Source organism: Geodermatophilus amargosae (assembly GCF_900116515.1).
Taxonomy (GTDB): domain Bacteria; phylum Actinomycetota; class Actinomycetes; order Mycobacteriales; family Geodermatophilaceae; genus Geodermatophilus; species Geodermatophilus amargosae.
Map to the genome: position 1 here is coordinate 81,031 of NZ_FPBA01000015.1, position 25,224 is coordinate 106,254.

Here is a 25,224-nt window from a genome sequence, read left to right on the forward strand (position 1 = left end):
CCGGCCGCCGGCGCCGGGAGTCCTGTCGCCGACCGGCCGCCGCTGTCACCGTTCCCGTCCTCACGTCGGAGACGCGCACGCTGGGGGAGCCATGGAGACCACCGAAGCCGACCGAGGTCCGGGAACCGTGCGCGAGGAGGCCTTCGCCGCCCTGCGCGCCGGCTTCTCCGGGGAGCTGCTCCGTCCCGGGGACGACGGCTACGACCGGGCCCGCCGGGTGTGGAACGGCAACGTCGACCGCCGGCCGGCGCTGGTGGCCCGGTGCGCGGACGTGGCCGACGTGCAACGGGCTCTCGGCCTCGCCGTCGACCAGGGGCTGGTGCTCTCCGTCCGCGGCGGCGGGCACAGCGCTCCGGGCTACGGCACGAACGACGGCGGCCTCGTCCTCGACCTGTCGTCGTTCAAGGAGGTCACGGTCGACCCGGTCGCCCGGACGGCCCGGGTCGGCGGCGGCGTCCTGTGGCGGGAGCTGGACGCCCGGACCCAGGCCGCCGGGCTGGCGACCACCGGGGGCACCGTCTCCAACACCGGGGTCGCCGGCCTCACCCTCGGCGGCGGCGTCGGCTGGCTCATGGGCAAGCACGGGCTGGCCGTCGACAACCTCCTGTCCGCAGAGGTGGTCACCGCCGACGGCGCGGTGCACCACGTCGACCGGGAACGCGAACCGGACCTGTTCTGGGCCCTGCGGGGCGGCTGCGGGAACTTCGGCGTCGTCACCTCCCTCGAGTACCGGCTGCACCCGGTCGGCGAGGTCCTCGGCGGCATGGTCGTCCACTCCCTCGACCGGGCGGCCGAGGTGCTGCGCTTCTACCGGGACCTCTGCCCGACGCTGCCCGACGAGGCCGAGGCCTACTGCGGGCTGCTCACCGACCCCCAGGCCGGCGTGCCCGTCATCGCGCTCCTGCTCGGGTACAACGGCGCCGTGGAGGAGGGCGAGGCGTCCTCCGGCCCGCGCGCGAGTTCGGCCGCCCGCTGGTCGACCTGGTCGCTCCCATGCCGTACGTGGCCCGTCAGTCGATGCTCGACGAGCCCAACGCCGTCGAGGGCCTGCACCGCTACTGGCGCTCGGCCTTCACCGAGACGCTCGACGACGACCTGGTCGACGTCGTGGTCGACACGGCCGCCGGGTTCACCTCCCCGCTGAGCGCCGTCCTCTTCTTCTACGTGCACGGTGCCGCCACCCGGGTCCCGGTCGAGGAGACGGCGTTCGCGGCCCGCCGACCGCAGTGGGACGTCGACGTGATCGGCCAGTGGACGGACGGTGCGGAGTCCGCGCGGCACACCGACTGGCTCCGCGCGTCCTGGGCCCGGGCGGAGGAGCACCTGCAGGGCAGCGCCTACGTCAACCACATCGCCACCGACGACGCGCCGGAGAAGGTGCGGGCGTCGTTCGGACCGAACCTCGACCGGCTGCGCCGGATCAAGGGCCAGTACGACCCGGCCAACCTCTTCCGGCTCAACCCGAACATCAGCCCGGTGGCGCCGCAGCCCCGCCGACCGGCCGACTGAGTCCACGACGGTGCCGAGGGCCGTTGTCTGCCGGGGCGATCAGCGCGATGGTGGTCCATGGCGTCGAACCCGTCGTACGAGCAGTCGAAGCAGGTCGCCGAGGCCAGCCGCGAGACCGAGTGGGCCAAGCCGTCGTTCGGCAAGGAGCTCTTCCTCGGCAACTTCCGCCTGGACCTGATCCACCCCCAGCCGGAGCTCGATCCGGCCGCGGTCGAGAAGGGCGAGGCGTTCCTCGCGCGCCTGCGCGCCTTCCTCGTGGACCACGTCGACCGGCACCGGATCGAGCGCGAGGCGAAGATCCCGGCGGAGGTCATCGAGGGCCTCAAGGGCCTCGGCGCCCTCGGCATGAAGATCCCCGAGGAGTACGGGGGACTCGGGCTCAGCCAGGTCTACTACAACAGGGCGCTGGCCCTGGCCGGCACGTGGCACGCGTCGCTCTCGACGCTGCTGTCGGCGCACCAGTCGATCGGCCTGCCCGAGCCGCTGCGCCTGTTCGGCTCCGAGGAGCAGAAGCGCACCTGGCTGCCCCGGCTCGCCACGGACCAGATCTCGGCGTTCCTGCTCACCGAGCCCGACGTGGGCTCGGACCCGGCGCGCATGAGCACGACCGCGACCCCGACCGAGGACGGCACCGGCTACCGGATCACCGGCACCAAGCTGTGGGGCACCAACGGCGTGATCGCCGACGTGGTGGTGGTCATGGCCGTCGTCCCCGCGTCCGAGGGCCACCGGGGCGGCATCACCGCCTTCATCTGCCCGTGCGACCGCGAGGGCGTCACGGTCGAGCACCGCAACCAGTTCATGGGGCTCAGGGGGATCGAGAACTCCGTGACCCGCTTCGACGGCGTCTTCGTCGCCAACGCCGACGTCATCGGCGGCGAGGGCAAGGGACTGCGGATCGCGCTCACCACGCTCAACACCGGCCGGCTGTCGCTGCCGGCCATCTGCGTGTCCACGGCCAAGTACTCGCTGAAGATCGCGCGCGAGTGGTCCGTCGAGCGCACGCAGTGGGGACGGCCCATCGGGGAGCACGACCCGATCGCGCAGAAGCTCGCCTGGCTGGCCGGCACCGCGTTCGGCCTGGAGGCGGTGCTCGAGGTGTCCAGCCGCCTGGCCGACGACAAGCGCAACGACATCCGCATCGAGGCCGCGCTCGCCAAGCTCTACGGGTCGGAGCTCGGCTGGACCGCCGTCGACGAGATGGTCCAGGTCCGCGGCGGCCGTGCCTTCGAGACCGCCGAGTCACTCGCCCGGCGCGGCGAGAAACCGGTACCGGCCGAGCAGATGCTGCGCGACATGCGCATCAACCGGATCTTCGAGGGCTCCACGGAGATCATGCACCTGCTGATCGCCCGGGAGGCCGTCGACCAGCACCTGAAGGTGGCCGGCGACGTGCTGTTCGGCGACCCTCGCCTGGCCTCCAGGGCGAGGGCCGCGGCGAGGGCCGGTGCGTTCTACGCCACGTGGTTCCCGACGCTCACGACGGGCGCCGGCCAGCGCCGCGGCTCCTTCGCGGAGTTCGGCGACCTGGCCGGGCACCTGCGCTACGTCGAGCGCTCCGCGCGCAAGCTCGCGCGCTCCACCTTCTACGCGATGGGCCGCTACCAGGCCCGCCTCGAGCGCAAGGGCCGGCTGCTCGGACGCATCGTCGACATCGGCGCCGAGCTCTACGCGATGGCCTGCGCCTGCGTCCACGCGGACACCCTCGCCCGCGAGCACCCCGAGCGCCGGCAGGAGGCCGTCGAACTGGCCGACCTGTTCTGCGGCCAGGCCCGCCGTCGTGCCGACCGGCTGTTCACGGAGCTGTGGGCGAACGACGACGAGGCGCAGTACGGGGTCGCGCAGCGGGTGCTCGCCGGCCGCTACGCGTGGTTCGAGCACGACGTGCTGGATCCCGCGGGCGACGGCCCGATGATGCCGCTGCCCGCGGAGCCGGCCGCGGGACCGGTCGAGGACCCGCAGGCCGAGCCCAGGGTGGAGGCCACGGTCGCGCAGTAGGACGCCGCCCCGACGCACGAGGTCGGCGGCCGCGGGCCCGGTGATCGACTCTCGGGACGCCCTGGCCATCTGGACGGTGAGCTGGGTGCTCGGGCTCGCGGCCTGCGTCCTGCAGCTCGTCCGGGCACGCCGGCGCAGCACGGTTCCCTGACGCCGCACGCTCCGCTCGCGTTGTCCCGGCAATCCCAGCGCGGTTGGCTGGCGGGATGCAGACCCGGGTGGGCGAGGTGGTGGTCCACTCCGTGGCGCACGGGACCGGCCGGCCCGTGCTGGTGCTCCACGGCGCGGGCGTCGACCACCGCGAGGCCGAGGCCTGCTTCGAGCCGGCTCTCGACGGCGTCGCGGGGCTGCGGCGGATCTATCCCGACCTCCCCGGGATGGGCCGGACGACCGCGCCGGCCACGCTGCGCAGCGCCGACGACGTCCTCGAGACGCTGCTCGGCTTCGCCGACGAGGTCACCGGCGGGACGGCGCACCTCCTGATCGGTCACTCGGCGGGCGCCTACTACGCGCAGGCGATGGCCGCGCGGCGCCCGGAGCGGGTCGCCGGCCTGGCGCTCGTCTGCCCGCTGTCACCGGGGACGCGCGACGTCCCGGAGCGCCGCGTCGTCGCCGGGCCGGGCGGGATCGGGAACGACGACTTCCGGACCTACTTCGTGATCCAGACAACGGAGATGCTCGACCGGTACGAGCGGCACATCGCCCCGGCCACCGCACTCGTCGACCACGCGGCGCTCGAGCGGATCGGGGAGCGGTGGGTGCTCACCCCCGACGGAGCGCCGGCCTACCCGGGTCCGACGGTCGTCGTGGCGGGGCGGCTGGACTCGACGGTCGGGTACGCCGCCGCCGTCGACCTCCTCGGCTCCCACCCGCACGCCTCGCTCGCCGTGCTCGACGACGCCGGGCACGCCCTGCCCCACGAACGACCGGGACCCCTGCGTGCCCTCTTCGCCGACTGGCTCGCGCGCGTCGAGCCGTCGAGCTGATCGGGCTCCGGTCCGGCGAGGTCCCGCGAGGGTGCGGTGAGCCGAGCCGGAGCGCTGCAGGGGGCCGCCGGTGCGGTCAGCAGCGGGCAGGCTCGCCCTCGGGTCCGCCGCGACGGCCACCGCCGGGGTCCGGGTCCAGCCACCGTCGTGCGAGCCATGCGCCGGCGCACATCCCCACGAGCAGGGCCGTCACCGCCGTCGGGCCCAGGGCGACGGCGCCGCCGAGCCCGGCGGGGAGGGTGCCGATCACCGTGCCCGCGACCGCGGGACGAGCGAGTTCGGGGGAGCCGGCCGGGACGTGCTGGTGGAGGACGCGGCAGCCGGCCCAGCCGGCCGGCCCCAGAAAGGTCCCGAGGACGAGCGACGTGACCGGGACGAACAGGGCCCGGCGGCGGCGAGGACCACGTGGAGCGCCAGGAGTGACCTGCGCACGAGGGCGCGGAGACGGCGGAGGAGGGAGGCTGGCAGGGGAGTGGTCGTCCCCGTGGCCATGGCTCAGCCCCGGTGGTCGGAGCCCGGAGCCCGCCGCGGAGCCCGGGGGATCCTCATCCCGGAACGTCCTCCGGTCGCCGCACGTGGTTCTCGGGCGGCTCGTCGGGTCCTTCGGTGAGCCATCGGGCGGTGCCCACGGGGTCGCGTCGCGCGAACTCGTCGACGACGAGCGCGCGGAGCTGGACCTCGGCCAGCGCCGTGTCGGAGGCGCGGGACCCGGACCGGACCCGGATGCCGTGCCACTCGTCGAAGAGGACGTCCAGGGGCACCGACTCGAGGACCTGGCGCAACAGGTCCGGATCGCCCGCGGCACCCGTCCGGGTCGACGGCGCGCCCGTCGGCCGGCCGGCCTCGGCCGCCAGCCACCGTCCGAACCCGGCCGTGGCCAGCAGCAGGGTCGCGGTGACGATCACGCTCCCGGAGGTGTTCAGCGACGTCGTGCCCGCCAGAGCTGCGGGGAGGGTGCCGCCCGCCGCTGCGGCCAGCGCGGGGTGCGGCAGGCCTGGCAGTTCCGCGGAGCACCGGCGGTGGAGAGCCGTGCAGCCCAGCGCCGAGGTCGCGGCCCCGAGCGCCCCGAGGGTGAGAGAGGTCCACGGGTGGAGCAGCCCGCCCAGCGCGACCAACGGGCCGTACACGAGGAGCAGTGCCGCGCGGACGGCCCGGCGCGTGGCGGTGTTGGACGGGCCACCTCGTCGGGTGTCGTGACGACGGGAGCTGTTCGTGGCCATCGCGTCCTCTCGACGTCGGACGGGTGCCGGAGGGGTGGCGGACGACGCCGGGGTCGCCGCACCCGTCGATCGACATGCCTACCCGGGCAGTGGCGGCCGAGGGGCGTGGTCATCGAGCTGTCACGGGATCGACGTGTACGTGACGGTGGCACGTGACGGCAGAGCCGCCGGGCACTCACCTGCCCGGCCGGGCCGACCCCGGTGCGGCACCTCCGCGGCCGTCGGCTCACCGGGTCAACGGGTACGCGGCGGCCCCGGGGAGCCCGGGTCGACCGAGATCTCGGTGCGCACGGCTGCCTCCTCCTCGCTGCAGGGTGTGTCCGGCGAGGGACCCCGTTCAGCCGGGGCGGTGAGCGGGCCACACCCCGGTGAGGGCCGAGTCGAGCGCCTCCTCCCAGGAACGGCGTTCCGGTGCGGTGATGCGGGTGGACTCGGCGGCGAGGTCGACGACGTGCCGGAGACGGTCGCGCAGAGCGTCGTCCACGACGCCACGGGGTGCGCGCCAGGCGACCTCCCGCAGCAGGGCGGCGATCCGGCGCAGCACGGCCGGTTGCCCGGACGAGTAGTGGAGGGGCTCCTCCAGGACGAGGTCGACCAGGTCACCGGGGGTCCACTGCGGCACGACCACCCGCACGACCCCCTCGTCGTCGGCGTGGCAGTCCGGTCCGAGCGGCCGGCGGACGAGGTCGCCGAGCAGGGCCGAGGCGTGGGACAGGGCGTGCACCGCCGTCGTCGGGTCGTTGATGCCGGGCGACAGGGCACGGACGGTGATGTCGACGACCTTGCGCAGGCTGTAGGCGACGTCGCGAGCGGGAGAGCGTTCGAAGTCCAGGCGCACGGAGCGGCCGAGGGCCTCCTGCAGCGCCGCCGTGTCGGGGACGCGGACGCCGTCCCGGGCCCAGGCGTGGGCGAGGGGCGTCCCGGTCACCACGGAGTCACCGATCCGGGCGGCCAGGAGGACCACGACGTCGGCGTCCGCCACAGCCGACACGAGGCGTTCCTCGTCCAGGTCGACGACGAAACCGCTCGACGTGGACTCGATCGGCATCCCGGGTCCGGAGAGCAGCCGGACGGGCCCCGGGCGTCCGAGGTCGTCGGGCAACTCCCGGTCGAGGGTGGCCCCGGCCTCCTCGTGGACGTCGCGGAGCATCGTCTCGACCCGGAGGGCGCGGGCCAGGTGCCCGAGGAACAGCACCACGGCCAGGACGCTGCCGAGCGTCAGCGCGTAGGCCACGGTGATGGACAGGCGCGGGACGAACGCGGTCTCGGTCTCGGTGGCGCCCTCGGTGCGCACGGTCCGCAGCACGGTGAGCGCGTAGACGAACGTCGCCGTCAGCTGGGCCAGGGTCAGCTGGACGACCCGGTCGGTGGCGAAGGTCTGCAGCAGGCGGGGCGAGTACTGACTGCTGCCCAGCTGGAACGCCACCACGGTGAGCGAGAAGATCAACCCGGTCACGGAGATGAGCGATCCGGCGATCGCCGCGAGCAGGTCGCGTGCCGCCGAGGGCCCGCCGCCGAAGACGAACGTCAGGGATGCCCTGCGTCGCGGTCCTCGAGCAGCTCGTCCACCGCCGGCAACCCGATGCCGACGCCGACCGCGACGACGACGGCGAGGACCGGGATGGGCCAGAGGGCGCCGCGCAGCCGCGCGGTGACCGCACGGACCGCACTGCGTCGCCCGGATCCCCTGGGGTTCACCGGGGGACCCTCTCCGGGGCCTCGGTCCGCATGGTGCGAGCGTGCCGCAGTGGCCCGGCCCTTGCCTGAGCACTCGGGCTCCGCCCTGCGGGCCGGCACGGTTCCCCGTCGTCGAGCCACCTGGCCGCGGTCCCGCCCGAGCTCTGGAACGCCGCAGGAGCGGTCGGCACGCGTGACCGCTGATCAGGTCGCGGCGGGCCGGCTCAGCGGCGACGGGCAGGCGCACACACGCGGCAGTGCCGGCACGGGTCCGCGCGCCCCACCACCAGGATCTGCGGACCCCGCGCGCCGCCATCGGCCGGACGCCGCGGGGTGCCGGAGGCGCGTCACGGCAGGGGCGTCGAGCCCGTGAGGGGAGCCGTCAGTCGCAGCTCGCCGCCGTCGGCCGCCACCGTCCGCTCCAGGTCCCGGAGGACCTGCAGGCCGGCGACGTCGACGGCGCGGACGCCGGCCAGGTCGAGGACCACGCGGGCACGGCCGCCACGGCGCAGGCTCTCGACGGTGCCGCGGAGCAGGTCGGCGCCCTGCACCGTGAGGTGGCCGCTGACCCGCACGCAGCCCCGGCGCGAGACGACCACCTCGGTCGTCGCCCGATGGCCGTGGTCCCGAGGTGCTGCGGTGATGCTCATGACCACACCCTCACACCCGGCACCGACCGCGCCCAGCCTCGACGCCGACTCGTCACGCGACCGCAAAGTCACGACGGCGGGCTCACCAGCAGTACGTCGTAGTCGGCCGCCTCGAGGGGTGCGGTGGTGAGCTGTCCCGAGGGCAGCGGGGCCTCGAGCGGGTCGCCGTCACCGGTCAGCAGGACGGCCCGCACCTCGGGCAGGCTCGTGGCGGTCAGCACGATCTGCGCCGCGGCCAGCCGGCTCTGCTGGCCCGAGGGCGCGTCGCCGGGACCGGCCAGGTCGACGGTCACCGTGTCGCCGTCGACCGCCGTCACCGCCAGCCGGACGCCCGGGGCGAGCGCCGTCGTCAGCTCGCCGTCCCGTTCACCGCTGGTCGGGCCCGAGGCGAGCTGGGCGAGCAGGTCGTCCAGGCGCTCGCGGAGGTCCCCTCCCGCGACGTCACGTCCGGTGGGGACGAGGACCTCCTCCGGCGTGACGAGGTACACCCTGGGCCGGTCGCCGAGCGGCGGGACCGCGGACGGTGCCGTGGTCGTGGGGGCGGGGGACAGCAGGCCGTAGGGGACGTCCGACGGCGCGATCGCCTCGGGCGGGCCACCCGTGGAGACCCCGCACCCGGCGAGTGCCACGAGCGCCGCGACGACGACGAGCCGCGCGGGCGTCCTCACGTCTCCTCCGCGGGCAGCGACAGGGTCATGCGGGCTCCTCCGTCGGGGCCGGCCGAGCACCAGGCGGCTCCGCCGTGCCGGGCGGCGGTCTCGGCGACGATGGCCAGGCCGAGCCCGGCTCCGGTCCGGGACCCCCGCGCCGCCCGGGGCCCGCGGACGAAGCGCTCGAAGACGCGCTCCCGGTCCTCGGCCGGCACGCCGGGTCCGGCGTCGTCCACGGTCAGCACCACGGAGCCGTCGCGGCGTCGGACGTCGACGCGGCAGGCTCCCCCCGCGTGCCGGTCGGCGTTGTCGAGGAGGTTCCGCACGGCCCGCTCCAGCTGCTGCTTGTCGCCGAGGACGACGGTCCGGGCGTCGTCGTCGGACCGGAGGAGTCCCGCCGGCCGTCCGCCGACGGCGAGCACGTGCCTGGTCAGGGCGGCGAGGGAGACGGGTGGCCGGTCCTCCGGAGCCGCGTCGTTGTCGAGTCGCGCCAGCTCGAGGAGGTCGTCGAGCGTCGTCCGGAACGCGGCCAGCTGCTGCTGGACGAGGTCGAGCGCCTGCCGGGAGCGCGGGCTCAGCTCCGTCCGCCGGGTGGCGAGCACCTCGACGCTGGTGACCAGGCTGGTCAGGGGGCTGCGCAGCTCGTGGCTGACGTCGCCGACGAAACGGGCGTCCCGTTCGATCCGCGCGGCCAGCGCGTCGACCATCGTGTTGAAGCTGCCGACGATGGCCACCAGGTCCGGGTCGTCGGTCGGCGGCAGCCGGGTGCTCACCTCGCCGGCGGCGATCCGCGTGGCCGCCCCGGCGACCTGGTCCAGGGGGTGGACGACGCGCCGGCTGGCCCACAGGCCGAACGCCGCGCCTGCTGCGGTGGCGGCCAGCGCGCCGGCCGCCAGGACCGCCGCGAGGGTGCGCAGGACCGACTGCAGCTCGGCCAGCGGGGTGACCTCGTAGAACTCCAGTTCCCCAGTCGTCACGGGGACGCCGATGACCAGACGGGGACCGTCGAGGGAGGCGGCACGCACGTGGCCGGCCGAACCGGACCCGACGAGGTCCTGCAGCTCCACCGGCACGTCGCCGGCGCCGACGTCCAGGCTGGAGGCGTACCAGGACCCGCCGGTGCGGACGACCACGTGCGACCCACCCGAGGACAGGTCCGAGAGGGCGTCGGCGACCTCCGTGCCGGAGGTGGCCAGCCTGCTGCGCAGCAGGTCCGCGTCGACGAAGGCGGCGCGGATGGCCGCACGTTCCCGCTGCTCGAGGAGGTAGCCGCGGGCCAGCAGGAAGGTCGTGACGACCAGGACCGCCGACACGAGGAGCGTGCCGGCGGCGAAGGCGAGGACGATGCGCGCTCGCAGGCCGCGGGGCGCGAGCGCCGGTCTCACTGCGGGTCCAGCCGGTAGCCCAGCCCGCGGACGGTCTGCACCAGCCGCGGTGCGCTCGCGTCCAGCTCGACCTTGGTGCGGAGCCGGCGGATGTGCACGTCCACGATCCGCTCGTCCCCGAAGTAGCCGTGCTGCCACACGCGTTCCAGCAGGTCCTGCCTGCTCAGCACCCGGCCGGGCACCGCGGCCAGCTCGCACAGCAGGCGGAACTCGGTGACCGTCAGCGGCAGCTGCTCGTCGCCGCGGTGCACGGTCCCGCGCGCCTCCCGCAGGACCAGGGGGGCGTCGGCGTGCCGGTCGAGGACGACCTCGTCCGGAGCGGTGTCGGCCGCCGGGCGGGCCGCGCCGGACCTCCGCCGCAGGGCGCGCAGCCGCGCGGTGATCTCCTTGACGTGGAAGGGCTTGGTCACGTAGTCGTCGGCGCCGGCCTCCAGGGCCGCGACGATGTCGTGCGTGTCGGCGCGGGCGCTGACCACGATGATCGGCAGGTCGTGCCTCCGCCGGACGTGGCGGACGACGCCGAAGCCGTCCATCCGGCCGAGCATGAGGTCCAGGAGCATGACGTCGGGCGGGGTGACGTCGACCAGCGAGCAGGCCTCCTCGCCGCTCACCGCCTCCTCGACGGTGTAGCCCTCGTCCTCCAGCGCCCACCGGAGCGACGTGCGGATGTGGTCGTCGTCCTCGACGACGAGCAGACGCGGCGGCACGTCCGTCCATGCTGCCACCGGCGAGCGACCGCCATCCCCGCGGCGTTGAACCGTCACGGGATCGCAAAGGTCCGGCCGCGCGGATCGCAACGTCCCGCGGGCACGCTCGTCGGCGGTGCCCTCCGGTGGCGCCGACACCCGGGAGGAACGCATGACCAGCGTGGCGGTGCGCCGAGAGGTCCCTGCGGGAGTCGAGGACGAGGTCGTGGTCCGGCTCGACGAGGCGCTGCTGGCCGACGGGCTCGCCGACGTCCGGTGGCTGCTGCACGACGCCCTGCTCGCCGGGGCACGCCGGATCGTCGTCGACCTGAGCCGGGCGCACTCCCTCGGGAGTCCGGCGCTCGCCAGCTTCCTGTGGGCCCACCGCATCTGCCGGGCGCGCGGCGGGGCGGTGGTCCTGCGGGGTGCCGACCGACGGATCCGCGACACGGTCCACCGCACGGGTCTGTGGCGGGTGCTGCAGCTCCAGAGCGGCGACGGGGGAGTCGGCGGGCGGCGGTCGCCGGCCGGGCGGGACGACCGCTGACACCAGGGCGTCCGGCGCCGGAACCGTCGTCCTCCCGATCCCGGACAGGGAGGAGATGCGGATGTGCCGCACGCAGTCGCTCGCCCACGGGCGGAGCCGGTTCTGCACGGGGTGCGGACGACGGCTGACCCCGCCCACGACCGTGCCGCCCGGGGGCGGACCGTGCGACCGGGCCCGCCGGTGCGGTGGGAGGGGCTGGGCGTCGCCACCCGCCGCGCGTCCGTACGGGTGTCGACAGTCGATCCGTCGACAGCCCACGGCTAGGATCCCGGAGAACGAGGAGGTCGTCGTGACCATCGAGCCGCTGGCCAGCCTGGACCGCAGCACGCTGCGGGAACGGGCCCTGGACTCGGTCCGGTCGGCGATCATCTCCGGCCAGTACCGCCCGGGTGACCACCTCAGCGAGGTGGAGCTCGCCGGCTCGCTCGGGGTCAGTCGCGGCACCGTCCGTGAGGCCCTGCGGCACCTCCAGCAGGAGGGGCTCGTGTCCGCCGGGAACCGCGGGATGTTGCGGGTCAGCAGCCTGACGTCCGTGGAGGTCCGCGAGCTGTTCCAGGTCCGCGCGGCCCTCGAGGGGATGGCGGTCCGGGCGATCATCGCCTCGCCCCGGCGGCAGGACGCCGTCCGCGCGCTGCGCGCGGCGCTCGAGCAGCTCTCCGAGGAGGCCGAGGACTTCCCCGCGCGCGTCGACGCAGACCTGGCCTTCCACCTCCAGCTGTGCCGGCTGTCGGGCAACTCCATGCTCGTCGAGTCGTGGCGGCACCTCGAGGGCCGCATGAGGGTGGCGATCCTGAACGGTGCGGCCTGGCAGGCGCCGATGATGGCGCGTGACCGGCATGCGCCGATCGTCGACGCGATCGAGGGAGCCGACGAGGCCGTGGCACTGCGGATCGTCGACGAGCACATGACCTCCGCCGCCGAACACTTCGCCGGGGCCACCGAGTCCGCCTGAGAGGGCATCCCGTCCGCCTCCACTCGCACGCCGGGGCGGGCCCTGGACGGGGACGGCCGGGTCCGCGCTGTCACCTGCGCGCATGCCGCCGCCCAGGAGTGACCCTTGACACGGTGACCTGCACCACCCACTCTGGTGGCCGGTCGACTGTTAACAGTCAACCGTTAACGGGGATCCGGCGTCCACCGCCCACCGGAGATGACCATGACCGAGCGACACCCATCCGTCCGCGTCCCACGTCTCGAGGAGGTCCCCGCCTCGCCCCCTGTCGACGAGGAGGTCGCCGTCGGTACGACGCCCCGGACCTGCTCCTCCATCGGCTCCCACAGGTCGGAGGGGAACTGACATGGCCGACACCACGCTCCTGCTGCTGCACACCGCGATCACGGTCGCGATCGTCGTCGGGCTCATCGTCCTGGCGAAGATCAACCCGGTCATCTCGCTGGTGATCGGGGCCCTCTACCTCGGCCTCGCCGCAGGGCTGGGCTACGAGGGGACGACGACGGCCGTCACCGAGGGCTTCGGCATCCTGATGGCCGAGGTGGGCCTCATCATCGGCTTCGGCGTGATGCTGGGGACGCTGTTGTCCGCCATGGGGACGTTGCACCGCGTCGTGGACGGGATGCTGCGGCTCTTCGGGGTCAACAGGTCCCCGTACGTCGTCGGCTTGGCCTCGGGAGTCGTCTTCCCCGCGATCTACTTCGACGTCGCGCTCGTGATCCTGGGGCCCATGGCGCGCTCGATCGCCTTGCGGACCGGACTCAGCATCGCTCCGCTGGCCGGCGCCCTGGCCATCGGCCTCGAGGTGGCGCTGCTGATGGTCCCACCCGGTGCGGCCGCGCTGGCCATCGCGGCCGCACTCGACATCCCGCTGGGCACCATGCTGCTCTGGGGGATCCCGTTCGGGATCGTGGTCATCGTCGTCTCGATCCTGCTGCACAGCCTGCTCATGCGGTTCACCTGGAACGACCTGAAGGACGACGACCCGCTGACCGACCCCGAGCACACCGGTGAGATCGCCGGTTACGGTCTCCCGTCAGGCGCCGGCGACCCCTCAGGTGCTGACGGAGCCTTCGGCAGCGGCCAGCACGCCCCGCAGCCCCACCGCGGCGGTGGAGCGACGGCCGTCACCCAGGATCCCCAGCGCGGCATCCCCGACGCCGCTGCGAACGGCACAGGGGCCGGGAAACAGTTCCCCCTCCTCGTCGCCCTCCTCCCGTTGCTCGTCCCGCTGCTCCTGATCGTGGCCCAGACCAGCAGCGCTGCGGCCGGCGCGGAGATCGCCGTGCTCGTCTTCCTCGGGAACCCCGTGGTGGCACTCCTCATCGGCCTGCTCGTGGGCACCGCTCTCGCCGTGCCGTCACTGGGCCGGACGGGCGTCGAGGAGGTGATCGTGCGGGCCGCAGGGACCAGCGGCGTCATCCTCCTGTTCACCGGCGTCGCGGGATCGCTCGGGCAGGTCATCGCCGAGACGAACATCGGGGACCTGGTGGCCGGCCTGTTCAGTGCCGATGCCGCCTTCCCGCTCGTGCTGGCCTGGCTGGTCGCGGCACTGCTGCGCCTCGCCCAGGGCTCCGGATCGGTGGCCGCGATCACCGCGGCGGCCCTGCTGGCGCCGGTCGTCTCGGACCTGGGGCTCTCCGCGGTGCTGATCTGGCTTGCTGCCGCGTCCGGGGCCGCCTTCGGCGGGCACGTCACCGACAACACCTTCTGGATCTTCAAGACGCTGCTGGGCCTGTCCGTCCGCGGCACCTTCCAGGTCTACACGGTGGCCCAGGGGCTGTTGTCCTTCGTCGGCCTGGGCGCGGTCCTCGTCCTCGGCGTTCTCGTCTGACCGGAAATCGAGCAAGGGAGACATCCGCATGACCGCATCAACGAGCCCGGCCGTCCCGGACACGGCGGACACAGCCGACCGGCAGCAACGGATCGAGCAGATCCGGCAGGCCGCGCACCGCATCCGGCGCAACGCCCTCGACATGGGCGAGGTGCAGGGGCAGGGCTACATCGGCCAGGCGCTCGGTGTCGCCGACGTCCTGGCGGTGGTGTACGCCGACCAGCTGCGGTTCCGCCCGGAGGACCCGCACTGGGCCGACCGGGACCGCTTCCTGCTCTCCATCGGCCACTACGCGATCGCGCTGTACGCCGCGCTGGCCGAGGCCGGGATCATCCCGGTCGAGGAGCTGGAGACCTACGGGTCGGACGACTCGCGGCTGCCGATGTCGGCGATGGCGTCCTACACGCCGGGCACGGAGATCTCCGGTGGGTCCCTGGGTCACGGACTGGGGGTGGCCACCGGCATGGCCCTGGGGCTGCGGCTCCAGGGGAACCCGGCGCGGGTGTACGACCTGCTGTCCGACGGGGAGCTGGACGAGGGCTCCACCTGGGAAGCGGCGATGTCCTGCGCCCACCACGGCCTGGACAACGTCACCGCGATCGTCGACATGAACGCCCTGCAGGCCGACGGCCCCACCACCGGCGTGCTCCGGACCGAGCCGGTCACCGACAAGTGGCGGGCCTTCGGCTGGCACGCGCTGCGCGTCGACGGCAACGACGTCGCCGCACTCGTCGACGCCTTCGACGAGGCCCGCGCGCACCGCGGCTCGCCGTCGGTCGTCATCTGCGACACCCGGATCGGCCACGGGGTGCCGCTGCTCGCGGCCCGGGAGAAGGCCCACTTCATGCGGGTCGAGGAGCACGAGTGGCAGATCGCCCGCGACCAGCTGCAGGAAGGACTGGCCCGATGACCAGCACGGCCCCCCGCAAGAAGCTCACCACCTCGGCGATGATCGCCTCCTTCGCCGACCCCGGTCAGCGCACGACGAGCGCTCCGTTCGGGCACGCGCTCAACCGCCTGGCCGAGGAGCGGCCCGAGATCGTCGGGCTCTCGGCCGACCTGGCCAAGTACACCGACATGCACGTGTTCCGCGACGCCCACCCGGACCGCTTCTTCCAGATGGGCATGGCCGAGCAGGTCATGCTCGGCGCGGCGGCCGGGATGGCCGAGGTGGGACTCGTGCCGTTCGCGTCCACCTACTCGGTCTTCGCCACCCGGCGCGCCTACGACTTCCTCTGCCTCGACATCGCCGAGCCCGGGCTGAACGTCAACGTCGTCGGGGCCCTGCCCGGGCTCACCACCGGCTACGGGCCCAGCCACCAGGCCACCGAGGACCTGGCGATCCTGCGCGGCTGCCCGAACCTGACGATCGTCGATCCCTGCGACTCCGTCGACATCGAGCAGGCCGTGCCGGCGCTGGCGGCCGCACCGGGCCCCACCTACCTGCGGCTGCTGCGCGGTGCGGTGCCCACGGTGCTCGACGAGTACGACTACCGCTTCGAGCTCGGCAAGGCCGCCGAGCTGCGCACCGGCCGCGACGTCGTCCTCGTCTCCACGGGCCTCATGACCATGAGGGCGCTGCAGGCCGCGGCCCGGCTGGAGGCCGACTCCGTCGACGTCGCCGTGCTCCACGTGCCGACGATCAAGCCGCTGGACACCGAGGCGATCCTGCGGGCGGCGCGGACGGACCGGCTGCTGGTGACCCTGGAGAACCACACCGTGATCGGCGGGCTGGCGGAGTCGGTCGCCTCGACCCTCGCCTTCGCCGGCGTCGGCACCCGGGTGGTGCCCGTCGCGCTGCCCGACGAGTTCCTCGCCGCCGGTGCCCTGCCCACCCTGCACGACCGCTACGGCCTGTCCACCGACGCCGTCGTCGCCCGGGTCAAGGCCGAGCTCGGCGGCGCCGCCGCCGGACACCGACCACCGGCGGTCTGGCCCGCCGATCCCGCCCCCGCCACCGCCTGAACCCCTGGAGGTACACACCATGTCCGTGACCGACAAGACCGCCGTCGTCACCGGCGCCGGCTCCACGCGCGGCATCGGCCGCGCCACCGCCCACACCCTCGCCGCCGCGGGCTGGCACGTCGCCGTCCTCGACCTCGACGAGGCCAGCGCCAAGGACGCCGCCCACGAGGTCGCCGAACGCTCCGGCGTGCAGGCTCTGGGCGTCGGCTGCGACGTCACCCACGAGGCCTCCGTCGAGGACGCGCTCGCCGTCCTCGAGGACTCGCTGCCGCCCGTCGGGGCCCTCGTCAACAACGCCGGCATCACCTCGCCGACGCCCTTCCTCGAGGTCAGCGGGGAGGAGTGGGACCGCATCTTCGCCGTCAACGTGCGGGGTGCGTTCAACGTGACCCGGCGCCTGGCGCCCGGCATGGCCGAACGCGGCTTCGGCCGCATCGTCTTCCTCTCCTCGGTCTCGGCCGAGCGGGGCGGCGGCGTCTTCGGCGGGGTGGCCTACTCCGCCGCCAAGGCCGGCCAGCTGGGCTTCACCCGGGCCCTCGCCCGCGAGCTGGGCCCGCACGGCGTCACGGTCAACGCCGTGGCCCCGGGCCTGATCGACACCGACATCACCGGCGGGGCCCTGGAGGGCGAGCGCAAGGCGCAACTGCTCGCCGGGATCCCCGTCGGCCGCAACGGGAACGTCCACGACGTCGCCGACCTCATCACCTACCTCTGCCGCGAGGAATCCGGTTACATCACCGGTGCCACCTACGACGTCAACGGAGGGGCACACATCCACTGACCGCCCGCGCGCGGACAGGGAGCCACGCGCTCGCCGGTGGCCGGGCACACCGCCACCGGCGAGCGCGGGCACACGACAGATGGGGGAGCACCCGTGCAGAGCTCGCCGTCGACCGACACGCCCGCGGACCCCGACCGGGCCTCCGGGGAGGCGGTCGTCCCGGTCTTCTTCCTGTCCGACAGCACGGGGATCAGCGCCGAGACGATGGGCAACGCGCTGCTCATCCAGTTCCCCGACGTGTCCTTCGAGCGCACGCTGATCCCCTTCATCTCCACCGTCGAGCAGGCCCGCGAGGTCGTGGCCCAGCTCGACGCGGCGATGGAGGGCCCCGTGCCCCCGCTGGTGTTCACCACCGCGGCGGTCGACGAGGTCCGCGAGGAACTGCTGCGCACCAAGGCCCCGATCATCGACTTCTTCGGGCTGCACATGAGCCGGGTGGAGGAGCAGCTGGGAGCCCGCGGCCTGCGCGAGGCCCGTCGGCTGCACGGCGTCGGGGACGTGCGGCGCTACAACGACCGGATGGCGGCGATCGAGTTCGCCATCGAGCACGACGACGGCCTGGGCTCCCGCGGGCTGGACCGTGCCGACGTCATCCTGCTGGCGCCCAGCCGGTGCGGGAAGACCCCGACGGCGATGTACCTGGCCCTGCAGCACGGCCTGTTCGTCGCGAACTACCCCCTGGTCGACGAGGACCTGGAGACCACCGACCTGCCTCGCCCGGTGCGGGACCTGCGCGACAAGTGCTTCGGGCTCACCACCACGGTGTCCCGGCTCAGCCGGGTCCGCCAGGAGCGCCGTCCCGACTCGCGGTACTCCTCCGAGGAGCAGTGCCGCTTCGAGCTGCGCCGGGCGACGGCGATGTACGAGGCTCACGACCTGCCCACGGTGGACACCTCGGCGGCCTCCGTCGAGGAGATCGCCACCGTCGTGATCCAGACCCTGGCCCGGCAACGGCGCCGCGACCTCCGTCGAGGAAGGACCACCCGTCCATGAGCACCGACACCGCACCCGAGCGCCGCACGACGGGGGACACGACCGACGGCGCCGACAACGTCCGCTGGTTCGCCGAGCTGGGGCTGGGCGACCTGGAGGTCGTCGGCGGCAAGAACGCCTCGCTCGGCGAGATGATCTCCAACCTGGCCGACGCCGGGGTCAGCGTCCCCGACGGCTTCGCGACCACGGCCGCGGCCTACCAGCGCTTCCTCGGCGACACCGGGCTGGCGCAGCGGATCGCCGAGCGGCTGCGCACGCTGGACACCGACGACGTCCGCGCGCTCTCGGCGGCCGGCAGGGAGATCCGGCAGGCGGTCGTCGAGCAGCCCTTCCCGCCGGCCCTGGAGGCCGACATCCGGGCGGCCTACGCCCGGCTGGCCGGGGACGACGCGGAGGCCTCCTTCGCGGTGCGCTCCAGCGCGACGGCCGAGGACCTGCCCGACGCCTCCTTCGCCGGGCAGCAGGAGACGTTCCTCAACGTGCGGGGCATCGACGCGGTGCTGCAGGCCGTCCGGGAGGTCTACGCCTCGCTCTACAACGACCGGGCGATCGCCTACCGGGTGCACCACGGGTTCGACCACGAGTCGGTGTCGCTGTCGGCGGGCGTGCAGCGGATGGTGCGCTCGGACGTGGGTGCCTCCGGGGTGCTGTTCACCATGGACACCGAGTCCGGCTTCCGGGACGCCGTCTTCGTGACGTCGGCCTACGGCCTGGGCGAGGGGGTCGTGCAGGGCGCGGTCAACCCCGACGAGTTCTACGTCTACAAGCCCGCCCTGCGGGCCGGGCGCCCGGCGATCCTCAAGCGGGGCGTGGGGGAGAAGGCCACCAAGATGGTCTACACCGACTCTCCCGAGGTGGGCCGGACGACGGCGTTCGTCGACGTCGACCCCGCCGAGCGCCGGCGGCTGTCCCTCACCGACGACGAGGTCACCGAGCTGGCCCGCCAGGCGCTGAGGATCGAGGAGCACTACGGCCGGCCCATGGACATCGAGTGGGGCAAGGACGGCCTCACGGGTGACATCTACATCCTCCAGGCGCGCCCGGAGACGGTGCAGTCCCGCTCCGGCAACAGCACGGAGCGCTACCGGCTGACCGGTTCCGGCGACGTGCTGGTCGAGGGGCGGGCCATCGGGCAGAAGATCGGCGCCGGTCCCGTCCGGGTGCTCTCCGACATCGAGGAGATGGACGCGTTCACGCCCGGGGACGTGCTCGTCGCGGACATGACCGACCCGGACTGGGAACCGATCATGAAGCGCGCCTCGGCGATCGTGACCAACCGCGGCGGGCGGACGTGCCACGCGGCGATCATCGCCCGCGAGCTCGGCATCCCCGCCGTCGTCGGCACCGGGAGCGCCACCCGGACCCTGAGCGACGGCGACCCCGTCACCGTCTCGTGCGCCGAGGGCGACACCGGCCTGGTCTACGCCGGGGAGGTGGGTTTCGAGGTGGAGGAGACCCGCCTGGACGCCATGCCGGAGATCCCCACCAAGATCATGATGAACGTGGGGACGCCCGAGCAGGCCTTCGCCTTCTCCCGGCTGCCGCACGCCGGCGTCGGCCTGGCCCGGCTGGAGTTCGTCATCAACCGGCAGATCGGCATCCACCCGCGCGCGCTGCTGGACCTCGACGACCTCGACGCACCGCTCAAGGCCAAGGTCGAGGAGCGGATCGTGGCCTACCCCTCGGCGCGGGACTTCTTCGTGCAGCGGGTCGCCGAGGGCGTCTCCATGATCGCCGCGGCGTTCGCCCCCGAGCCGGTCATCGTGCGGATGAGCGACTTCAAGTCCAACGAGTACGCCAACCTCCTCGGCGGCGAGCTGTACGAGCCGCACGAGGAGAACCCGATGATCGGCTACCGCGGGGCCTCCCGGTACCTGTCGGCCGACTTCGCCGAGTGCTTCGCCATGGAGTGCGAGGCGCTGCGCTTCGTCCGCGACGAGATGGGCCTGACGAACGTCAAGATCATGATCCCGTTCGTCCGGACGGTGAAGGAGATCGAGGGCGTGGTGCGCCTGCTGGGCGAGCACGGGCTGCGCCGCGGGGAGAACGACCTGTCCGTGGTGATGATGTGCGAGCTGCCCTCCAACGCGCTGCTGGCCGACGCATTCCTCGACCACGTCGACGGGTTCTCCATCGGCTCCAACGACATGACACAGCTGACCCTGGGGCTCGACCGCGACTCCGCCCTCGTCGCCGGGGGCTTCGACGAGCGCGACCCGGCGGTGCTGGCCCTGCTGGAGATGGCGATCCGGGCGTGCCTGGAGCGCGGCAAGTACGTCGGCATCTGCGGCCAGGGCCCCAGCGACCACCCCGACCTCGCGGAGTGGCTCGTGGCGCAGGGGATCGGGTCGATGTCCCTGAACCCCGACACCGTCGTCGACACCTGGCTGCACCTGGCCCGCACCGCCCGCACGACCTGAGGCAGGGCACGGCTCCGGCACCCGTGGCGTCCGGCCGCCACGGGTGCCCGGTGCCCCCGGTCCTCCGGATCGCGCCGGCGCGAGCCGACCGGTAGGACGGGAGCGGGACGCCACCGGCGCCCCGATCCCTGCTCCGAGGACGCGAGGCCCCGACGTGACCGCCCCGAGACTGGACACCGACCCGTGGCTGGTGCGCGAGCCGCACGTGGACCCCGGGGCGCTCGCCGTCGCCGAGTCCGTCTTCAGCCTCTCGAACGGCTACGTCGGGGTCCGGGGGACGCTCGACGAGGTCGAGCCCTTCAGCATGCGGGGCACCTACCTGTCCGGGGTGTTCGAGACGCACCCGCTGTCCTATCCCGAGGGCGGCTACGGGCAGCCCGAGGAGGGGCAGGCGATGCTCACCGTCGCCGAGGGCACGCCGCTGCGCCTCCTGGTCGACGGGATCCCGCTCGACGTGCGGGAGGTCGGGCCGCAGGTCCACGAACGCACGCTGGACCTGCGCGCCGGCACGCTCGACCGCCGCCTGTGCTGGACGGCGCCGTCGGGCACGTCGCTGGAGGTGACCTCACGACGGCTCGTCTCCCTGCGGGAGCGGTCGACCGTCGCCGTGCGGTACGAGGTCCGGGCCCTGGACGGGCCTGCCCACGTCGTCGTGCGGTCCGAGCTGGTCGACGGGGAGGTCACGCCCACCGGCGTGGACAACGACGACCCGCGGGTCGCGGAGGTCCTGGACCACGCCTTCGAGCCGCTCGCCTCCGTCCGCGCGGCGAGCGGCGGCGCCCTCGCGTCGCGGACGCGCCGCTCGGGCATCAGCGTCGCCGCCGCGGTCGGCCACGTGGTCGACGGCGGGCGGGTGGGCACGGAGGCAGGCCCGCAGCGGGTCGTCACCACGGTCGCCGCCGACCTGCTCCCCGGGCAGCGGCTCACGATCGTCAAGGCGGTCACCCACACCTGGTCGCACGACGCCGCGGCCGACTCCCTGGTCGGCGAGGCGTGCGCCGCCCTGGACTCCGCCCTCGACCTCGGGTGGGAGGGGCTGCTCGCCGGGCAGCGGGCCGCGCTCGACGAGCTGTGGGCCACGGCGGACGTCGAGGTCGACGGCGACCCCGAGCTCCAGCAGGCGCTGCGCTACGCCGTCTTCCAGCTGTTCTGCTCCGCCGCCTGCATCTCCGGTGCCCCCGTCGGCGCCAAGGGACTGACCGGCCGGGGCTACAGCGGCCACACGTTCTGGGACGTCGAGGGGTTCGTCCTGCCCGCCCTGTCCCTGCTGCACCCGGACGCCGCGAGGCGTCTGCTGCTGTGGCGCTCGGCCACGCTGGACCTGGCCCGCGAGCGTGCCCGGACGCTCGGGCACGCGGGGGCGTCCTTCCCCTGGCGCACGATCAGCGGGCGCGAGGTCTCCGCGTACTGGCCGGCGAGCACGGCGGCCATGCACGTCAACGCCGACATCGCCCGCGCCTTCTGGCTCCACCAGAACGTCACGGGCGAGGACCTCGACTCCGTCGGGGGCCTCGAGGTGCTCGTCGAGACGGCCCGGCTGTGGATGGCCATCGGCCACGAGGACGCGGCCGGCGGCTGGCACCTGTTCGGCATGACGGGGCCGGACGAGTACACCGGGGTCGTCGACGACAACGTCTTCACCAACCTCATGGCGAAGCGCAACCTCCAGCGTGCCGCCGAGGCGTGCCGGAGGCTGCAGGCGCGGGCGGCGGAGCTGGGGGTCGACCCCACCGAGATCTCGGCGTGGCGGTCGGCGGCGGAGGCCGTCCACGTCCCGTGGGACGAGGGACTGCGCGTGCACCCCATGAACGCGAACTTCACCACCTACCGGGAGTGGCCGTTCGAGGACCAGCGCGAGGCCTACCCGGTGCAGGAGCACCAGCACTACGCGACGTTCTACCGGCGTCAGGTGCTCAAGCAGGCCGACCTCGTCCTGGCCCTGTGGTGGTGCCGCGAGGACTTCACCAGCGAGGAGGTGGCCCGCGACCTCGAGTACTACGAGGCGCGCACCGTCCGGGACTCCTCCCTGTCCGCCGCCGTCCAGGCGGTCGTGTGCGCCCAGGCGCAGCACCCCGACCTCGCCCTGCGCTACCTCCGGGAGTGCGCCCTCGTGGACCTGCGCGACGTGCAGGGGGACACCGAGAAGGGGCTGCACCTGGCCGCGGTGGCAGGTGCGTGGCTCGCGTTCGTCGCCGGTCTCGGCGGGCTGCGCGAGGACGGCGAGGACCTCGAGATCGCGCCCCTGCTGCCGTCCTCCCTCTCCCGCACCGCCTACTCCGTCACCTGGCGCGGCCGGCTGCTCCGCGTCGAGACGACGCGGGAGGGCACGACGGTCACGCTCGTGCGCGGCGAGGGGCCGGTGACGGTCGTCGTGGACGGCGCGCCGCTGCCGGTGACGGCTGCCGCACCCGGCCACGCCCCGCTGCGCGCCCCGACCCCGTTGCTCGCCGAGCCGAGGCAGCCCGCCGGTCGCGAACCGCGCACCTGAGCGCGCCGTCGCCGACTACTCGGTGCCCTCGGCGGCGATGAGCTCGGCGACCTCCTCGGGCATCTGCGAGCAGTCGTCGTCGGAGGCCGGCTGGTCCTGGGCGAGCCCCTCGACGCCGGCGTCCTCGACGGGCCCGAAGCCCTGCGCGGCGATGTGCCGCGGCACCCGGTTCTGCGCGTTGACCACGTGGGAGCGCGAGAGCCAGCCGAGGCCGTCGTCCACGTCGAAGTCGAGGCCGCCGCCCGGCGCCCGCTGGACGTGTCCCGGTGAGGGCAGCAGCCCGACCAGCTGCACGGCCCGGTCGACGGGCAGCGTGGACGGCGGGGTGTCGAAGTAGTACCAGCTGGCCGCGCAGATGCCGTAGACCCGCGGGCCCAGCTGGGCGTAGTTGACGTACAGCTCGAGCATGCGGCGGTCGTCGAGGACCAGCGCCAGCTCCGCCGACAGGCCGGCCTCGACCGCCTTGCGCCAGACGCTCATGTCCTGGTTGAGGAAGAGGTTCTTGGCCACCTGCTGCGGGATGGTCGACCCCGACGGGTCGTCCTCCCCGCGCAGGTGCGCCTCGGCACGGCCGGACAGCTCGTCCCAGGTGAAGGCACCGGCGCGGTAGGGGAGCGGCTGGTCCTCGTGCGCGATGACCGCGGCGAGGAAGTTGCGCGACACGTACTCGACCGGCACCGACTGCTGCACCGCGCCCTGGTCGTTGGCCAGCATGAACGCCGTCGTCGGCGGGTCGACCCAGCGCAGTGACAGCAGGACCAGCGCCTGCAGCACGAACGCGATCAGCAGGCCGCGGCCGACACGGCGCCGCAGCCGGCGACGCCGGAGGCGCTCCCCGGCGTCCGGGGGCGCGACCTCCTCCCCGCGCCGCCGGGTGTCGGGACGACCGTCCTCGCGGGGGAGCGGAGCCCCCGGGGCCGGTGGCCACGGCCGGGACGGCGGAGGGGGTGCGGCCCACGGGTCCGCGGGTGGAGGCACGGCCGAGGGGTCGCCGTGCTCCGCGAGCCGCTCGTCGCCGGCCGGTGGGCGCGAGGTGCGGCGGGTGGGCACCCGGTCGGTCCACTGCTGCCGGGCCGGGGTCCCGTCGGGCGAGCGGCGGCGCGGTGGAAAGGGCATGCGGTGCTGTCCTCCTGTGACCCACTGTCCCGGTCCCCAGGCTACCGGGGGCGGTGGCGAACGCCCCGGACCGACGTCCAGGACGCTCGACGTCGAGACCGGGTCCCGCCGCCTCCGGGCGGGCACGGAACGGCCTCGTATCCTCCCGCGGCATGCGCCCCTCGGCATCGGTCGACTCGGTCCGGAGCTGGGTGATGGTGGCCGCGGCGTTCGCCGCGATGTTCGCCTCGTTCGGGATCGCCTACTCCTTCGGCGCGTTCCTCGAGCCGATGGCGGAGGAGTTCGGCGCCGGCCGCGGCACCACGTCGGTCTTCTTCGCGCTGACCTCGCTCACGTACTTCGGCCTCGGCGCCCTCAGCGGCGTCGCGGTGGACCGCTACGGCCCCCGGCGCGTGCTGCTCGTCGGCGGGATCGCCCTCGGCGCCGGGCTGGCAGCGACGTCGCAGGCCGGTGAGCTGTGGATCGGGCTGCTCACCTACGGCCTGGGGGTCGGCATCGGGGTGGCCTGTGCCTACGTCCCGATGGTGGCCGTCGTCAGCGGCTGGTTCGAGCGGCGGCGCACGCTGGCGATCGGGGTGGCGGTGACCGGCATCGGCCTGGGCACCCTCGCCGTCGCGCCGCTCGCCGCCGCGCTGATCGACGAGGTGGGGTGGCGGAACACCCACCTCCTGCTCGGGATGACCGGCGCAGCGGTGCTCGTGGTCTGCGCCCTGGTCGTCACCCGCCCGCCGGTGCAGACCGGGCCGGCCGCGCTGACGCTGGCCGAGGCGGTGCGCAATCGCGACTACCGACGGCTGTACCTGGCGTCCGGCCTGCTGTCCGTCGCGCTGTTCGTGCCGTTCGTGCACCTGCCCGGGTACGCCGTGGAGGCCGGGGTCGACCGGGTCGCGGCGGCGGCGCTGGTCGGGGTGATCGGCGCCGCGAGCACCGCCGGCCGCCTGGTGCTCGGGGTGGTCGCGGCGAGGACCGGTGCGTTGCGCGCCTTCCAGGGCTGCTTCCTGACCATGGGCGCGAGCTTCGCGCTGTGGAGCCTGGGGAGCGGTGGGTACGGCGTGCTGTTCACCTTCGCCGTCGTGCTGGGGGTCGGCTACGGCGGGTTCGTGGCCCTCGGTCCCGCGGTCGTCGCCGAGCGGTTCGGCACCACGCGCCTGGGCGGGCTGCTGGGGGTGCTCTACACCAGCGCCGGGATCGGGTCGGCGGTGGGCGCTCCGCTCGCCGGTGTGGCCGTCGACGCCTCCGGCTCCTACGTCCCGGTCATCGCCGGGTGCCTGGTCCTCGGGGCGGCCGCGTTCCTGACCGTGCTCGGCGTCGGTCGCCGATGACGTCGCCGGCGGTCCGGCCGTCGAGCGCTCCCGTCGTCGGCTGAG

Annotated in this window: 22 protein-coding genes; 14 read left to right on the plus strand and 8 right to left on the minus strand. The window is 74.0% G+C overall.

Features of this window, described 5'->3' with window-relative positions; genetic code table 11:
- The first annotated feature begins 91 nt into the window (after positions 1-91).
- The 4 genes from BM414_RS18340 (at position 92) to BM414_RS18355 (ending at position 4,493) form a co-directional block, all read left to right on the plus strand.
- Positions 92-1,144, plus strand: a complete 1,053-nt coding sequence (locus tag BM414_RS18340; protein ID WP_093581644.1) for an FAD-binding oxidoreductase — start codon at positions 92-94, stop codon at positions 1,142-1,144.
- 95 nt (positions 1,145-1,239) lie between these two features.
- Positions 1,240-1,509 (plus strand): BBE domain-containing protein, encoded by a 270-nt coding sequence (locus BM414_RS31435; protein ID WP_281246759.1) that lies wholly within the window; start codon positions 1,240-1,242, stop codon positions 1,507-1,509.
- Between the two features lie 57 nt (positions 1,510-1,566).
- A complete protein-coding gene (locus BM414_RS18350) occupies positions 1,567-3,507 on the plus strand; it encodes an acyl-CoA dehydrogenase family protein (protein ID WP_093581648.1) in 1,941 nt (646 codons plus the stop codon).
- Between the two features lie 206 nt (positions 3,508-3,713).
- Positions 3,714-4,493, plus strand: a complete 780-nt coding sequence (locus BM414_RS18355; RefSeq protein WP_093581650.1) for an alpha/beta fold hydrolase — start codon at positions 3,714-3,716, stop codon at positions 4,491-4,493.
- A 545-nt stretch (positions 4,494-5,038) separates the two neighbouring features.
- On the opposite strand, the gene BM414_RS18360 is transcribed toward BM414_RS18355, so the two are convergent.
- The 7 genes from BM414_RS18360 to BM414_RS18385 all read right to left on the minus strand — a co-directional run bounded on the left by BM414_RS18360 (position 5,039) and on the right by BM414_RS18385 (position 10,782).
- Positions 5,039-5,713 (minus strand): hypothetical protein, encoded by a 675-nt coding sequence (locus tag BM414_RS18360; protein WP_093581652.1) that lies wholly within the window; start codon positions 5,711-5,713, stop codon positions 5,039-5,041.
- A 337-nt stretch (positions 5,714-6,050) separates the two neighbouring features.
- The gene (locus tag BM414_RS18365; protein WP_245784821.1) at positions 6,051-7,244 is read right to left on the minus strand and encodes a DUF2254 domain-containing protein; all 1,194 of its coding nucleotides are present in this window, start codon (positions 7,242-7,244) and stop codon (positions 6,051-6,053) included.
- Positions 7,241-7,411 carry a hypothetical protein gene (locus BM414_RS30940; protein ID WP_245784822.1) on the minus strand — a complete coding sequence of 57 codons (171 nt, stop codon included), beginning with the start codon at positions 7,409-7,411 and terminating at the stop codon, positions 7,241-7,243. Before BM414_RS30940 ends, BM414_RS18365 begins: the two co-directional genes overlap by 4 nt.
- Before the next feature lie 326 nt (positions 7,412-7,737).
- The gene (locus BM414_RS18370; protein WP_139245943.1) at positions 7,738-8,040 is read right to left on the minus strand and encodes an STAS domain-containing protein; all 303 of its coding nucleotides are present in this window, start codon (positions 8,038-8,040) and stop codon (positions 7,738-7,740) included.
- Positions 8,041-8,108: 68 nt separating this feature from the next.
- Entirely contained in the window at positions 8,109-8,708 is a 600-nt protein-coding gene (locus BM414_RS18375) for a GerMN domain-containing protein (protein ID WP_175551674.1), read from the minus strand.
- Positions 8,705-10,075, minus strand: a complete 1,371-nt coding sequence (locus BM414_RS18380; protein ID WP_093581658.1) for a sensor histidine kinase — start codon at positions 10,073-10,075, stop codon at positions 8,705-8,707. The genes BM414_RS18375 and BM414_RS18380 overlap by 4 nt, the downstream gene beginning before the upstream one ends.
- Positions 10,072-10,782: a response regulator transcription factor gene (locus BM414_RS18385; protein WP_093581660.1), complete on the minus strand. Its 711-nt coding sequence runs from the start codon at positions 10,780-10,782 to the stop codon at positions 10,072-10,074. The genes BM414_RS18380 and BM414_RS18385 overlap by 4 nt, the downstream gene beginning before the upstream one ends.
- A 151-nt stretch (positions 10,783-10,933) precedes the next feature.
- Between BM414_RS18385 and BM414_RS18390 the strand changes: the two genes are divergently transcribed.
- From BM414_RS18390 to BM414_RS18430, 9 genes are all read left to right on the plus strand, one after another.
- Positions 10,934-11,308, plus strand: coding sequence for an STAS domain-containing protein (locus tag BM414_RS18390; RefSeq protein ID WP_093581662.1), 375 nt, complete (start codon positions 10,934-10,936; stop codon positions 11,306-11,308).
- Between the two features lie 289 nt (positions 11,309-11,597).
- Positions 11,598-12,260, plus strand: a complete 663-nt coding sequence (locus BM414_RS18395) for a GntR family transcriptional regulator (RefSeq protein ID WP_175551676.1) — start codon at positions 11,598-11,600, stop codon at positions 12,258-12,260.
- 346 nt (positions 12,261-12,606) lie between these two features.
- Positions 12,607-14,094, plus strand: coding sequence for a GntP family permease (locus BM414_RS18400; protein WP_093581664.1), 1,488 nt, complete (start codon positions 12,607-12,609; stop codon positions 14,092-14,094).
- 28 nt (positions 14,095-14,122) lie between these two features.
- Positions 14,123-15,004 (plus strand): transketolase, encoded by an 882-nt coding sequence (locus BM414_RS18405; RefSeq protein ID WP_093581666.1) that lies wholly within the window; start codon positions 14,123-14,125, stop codon positions 15,002-15,004.
- Positions 15,001-16,059 (plus strand): transketolase family protein, encoded by a 1,059-nt coding sequence (locus BM414_RS18410; protein WP_093581668.1) that lies wholly within the window; start codon positions 15,001-15,003, stop codon positions 16,057-16,059. The genes BM414_RS18405 and BM414_RS18410 overlap by 4 nt, the downstream gene beginning before the upstream one ends.
- A 19-nt stretch (positions 16,060-16,078) precedes the next feature.
- On the plus strand, positions 16,079-16,840 hold the full coding sequence (locus tag BM414_RS18415; RefSeq protein ID WP_093581670.1) for an SDR family NAD(P)-dependent oxidoreductase: 762 nt from the start codon (positions 16,079-16,081) through the stop codon (positions 16,838-16,840).
- A 93-nt stretch (positions 16,841-16,933) separates the two neighbouring features.
- On the plus strand, positions 16,934-17,833 hold the full coding sequence (locus tag BM414_RS18420) for a pyruvate, water dikinase regulatory protein (RefSeq protein WP_093581672.1): 900 nt from the start codon (positions 16,934-16,936) through the stop codon (positions 17,831-17,833).
- Complete coding sequence (gene ppsA, locus BM414_RS18425; RefSeq protein ID WP_093581674.1) at positions 17,830-20,253, plus strand: phosphoenolpyruvate synthase; 2,424 nt, start codon at positions 17,830-17,832, stop codon at positions 20,251-20,253. Before BM414_RS18420 ends, ppsA begins: the two co-directional genes overlap by 4 nt.
- Positions 20,254-20,407: 154 nt before the next feature.
- Entirely contained in the window at positions 20,408-22,741 is a 2,334-nt protein-coding gene (locus BM414_RS18430) for a glycoside hydrolase family 65 protein (RefSeq protein ID WP_093581676.1), read from the plus strand.
- Between the two features lie 15 nt (positions 22,742-22,756).
- Here the strand turns inward: BM414_RS18430 and BM414_RS18435 are convergent, their stop codons facing one another.
- Positions 22,757-23,857, minus strand: coding sequence for a transglycosylase domain-containing protein (locus BM414_RS18435; RefSeq protein ID WP_245784816.1), 1,101 nt, complete (start codon positions 23,855-23,857; stop codon positions 22,757-22,759).
- A gap of 152 nt (positions 23,858-24,009) precedes the next feature.
- On the opposite strand from BM414_RS18435, the gene BM414_RS18440 reads away from it, so the two are divergent.
- A complete protein-coding gene (locus BM414_RS18440) occupies positions 24,010-25,179 on the plus strand; it encodes an MFS transporter (protein ID WP_093581678.1) in 1,170 nt (389 codons plus the stop codon).
- The last annotated feature ends 45 nt before the right edge of the window (positions 25,180-25,224 follow it).

Coding starts and splice junctions, on each gene's coding strand:
- BM414_RS18340 (WP_093581644.1), top strand. CDS start 92: ATGGAGACCACCGAAGCCGACCGAGGTCCGGGAACCGTGCGCGAGGAG.
- BM414_RS18350 (WP_093581648.1), top strand. CDS start 1,567: ATGGCGTCGAACCCGTCGTACGAGCAGTCGAAGCAGGTCGCCGAGGCC.
- BM414_RS18355 (WP_093581650.1), top strand. CDS start 3,714: ATGCAGACCCGGGTGGGCGAGGTGGTGGTCCACTCCGTGGCGCACGGG.
- BM414_RS18360 (WP_093581652.1), bottom strand. CDS start 5,713: ATGGCCACGAACAGCTCCCGTCGTCACGACACCCGACGAGGTGGCCCG.
- BM414_RS18370 (WP_139245943.1), bottom strand. CDS start 8,040: ATGAGCATCACCGCAGCACCTCGGGACCACGGCCATCGGGCGACGACC.
- BM414_RS18390 (WP_093581662.1), top strand. CDS start 10,934: ATGACCAGCGTGGCGGTGCGCCGAGAGGTCCCTGCGGGAGTCGAGGAC.
- BM414_RS18400 (WP_093581664.1), top strand. CDS start 12,607: ATGGCCGACACCACGCTCCTGCTGCTGCACACCGCGATCACGGTCGCG.
- BM414_RS18405 (WP_093581666.1), top strand. CDS start 14,123: ATGACCGCATCAACGAGCCCGGCCGTCCCGGACACGGCGGACACAGCC.
- BM414_RS18410 (WP_093581668.1), top strand. CDS start 15,001: ATGACCAGCACGGCCCCCCGCAAGAAGCTCACCACCTCGGCGATGATC.
- BM414_RS18415 (WP_093581670.1), top strand. CDS start 16,079: ATGTCCGTGACCGACAAGACCGCCGTCGTCACCGGCGCCGGCTCCACG.
- ppsA (WP_093581674.1), top strand. CDS start 17,830: ATGAGCACCGACACCGCACCCGAGCGCCGCACGACGGGGGACACGACC.
- BM414_RS18435 (WP_245784816.1), bottom strand. CDS start 23,857: ATGCCCTTTCCACCGCGCCGCCGCTCGCCCGACGGGACCCCGGCCCGG.
- BM414_RS18440 (WP_093581678.1), top strand. CDS start 24,010: ATGCGCCCCTCGGCATCGGTCGACTCGGTCCGGAGCTGGGTGATGGTG.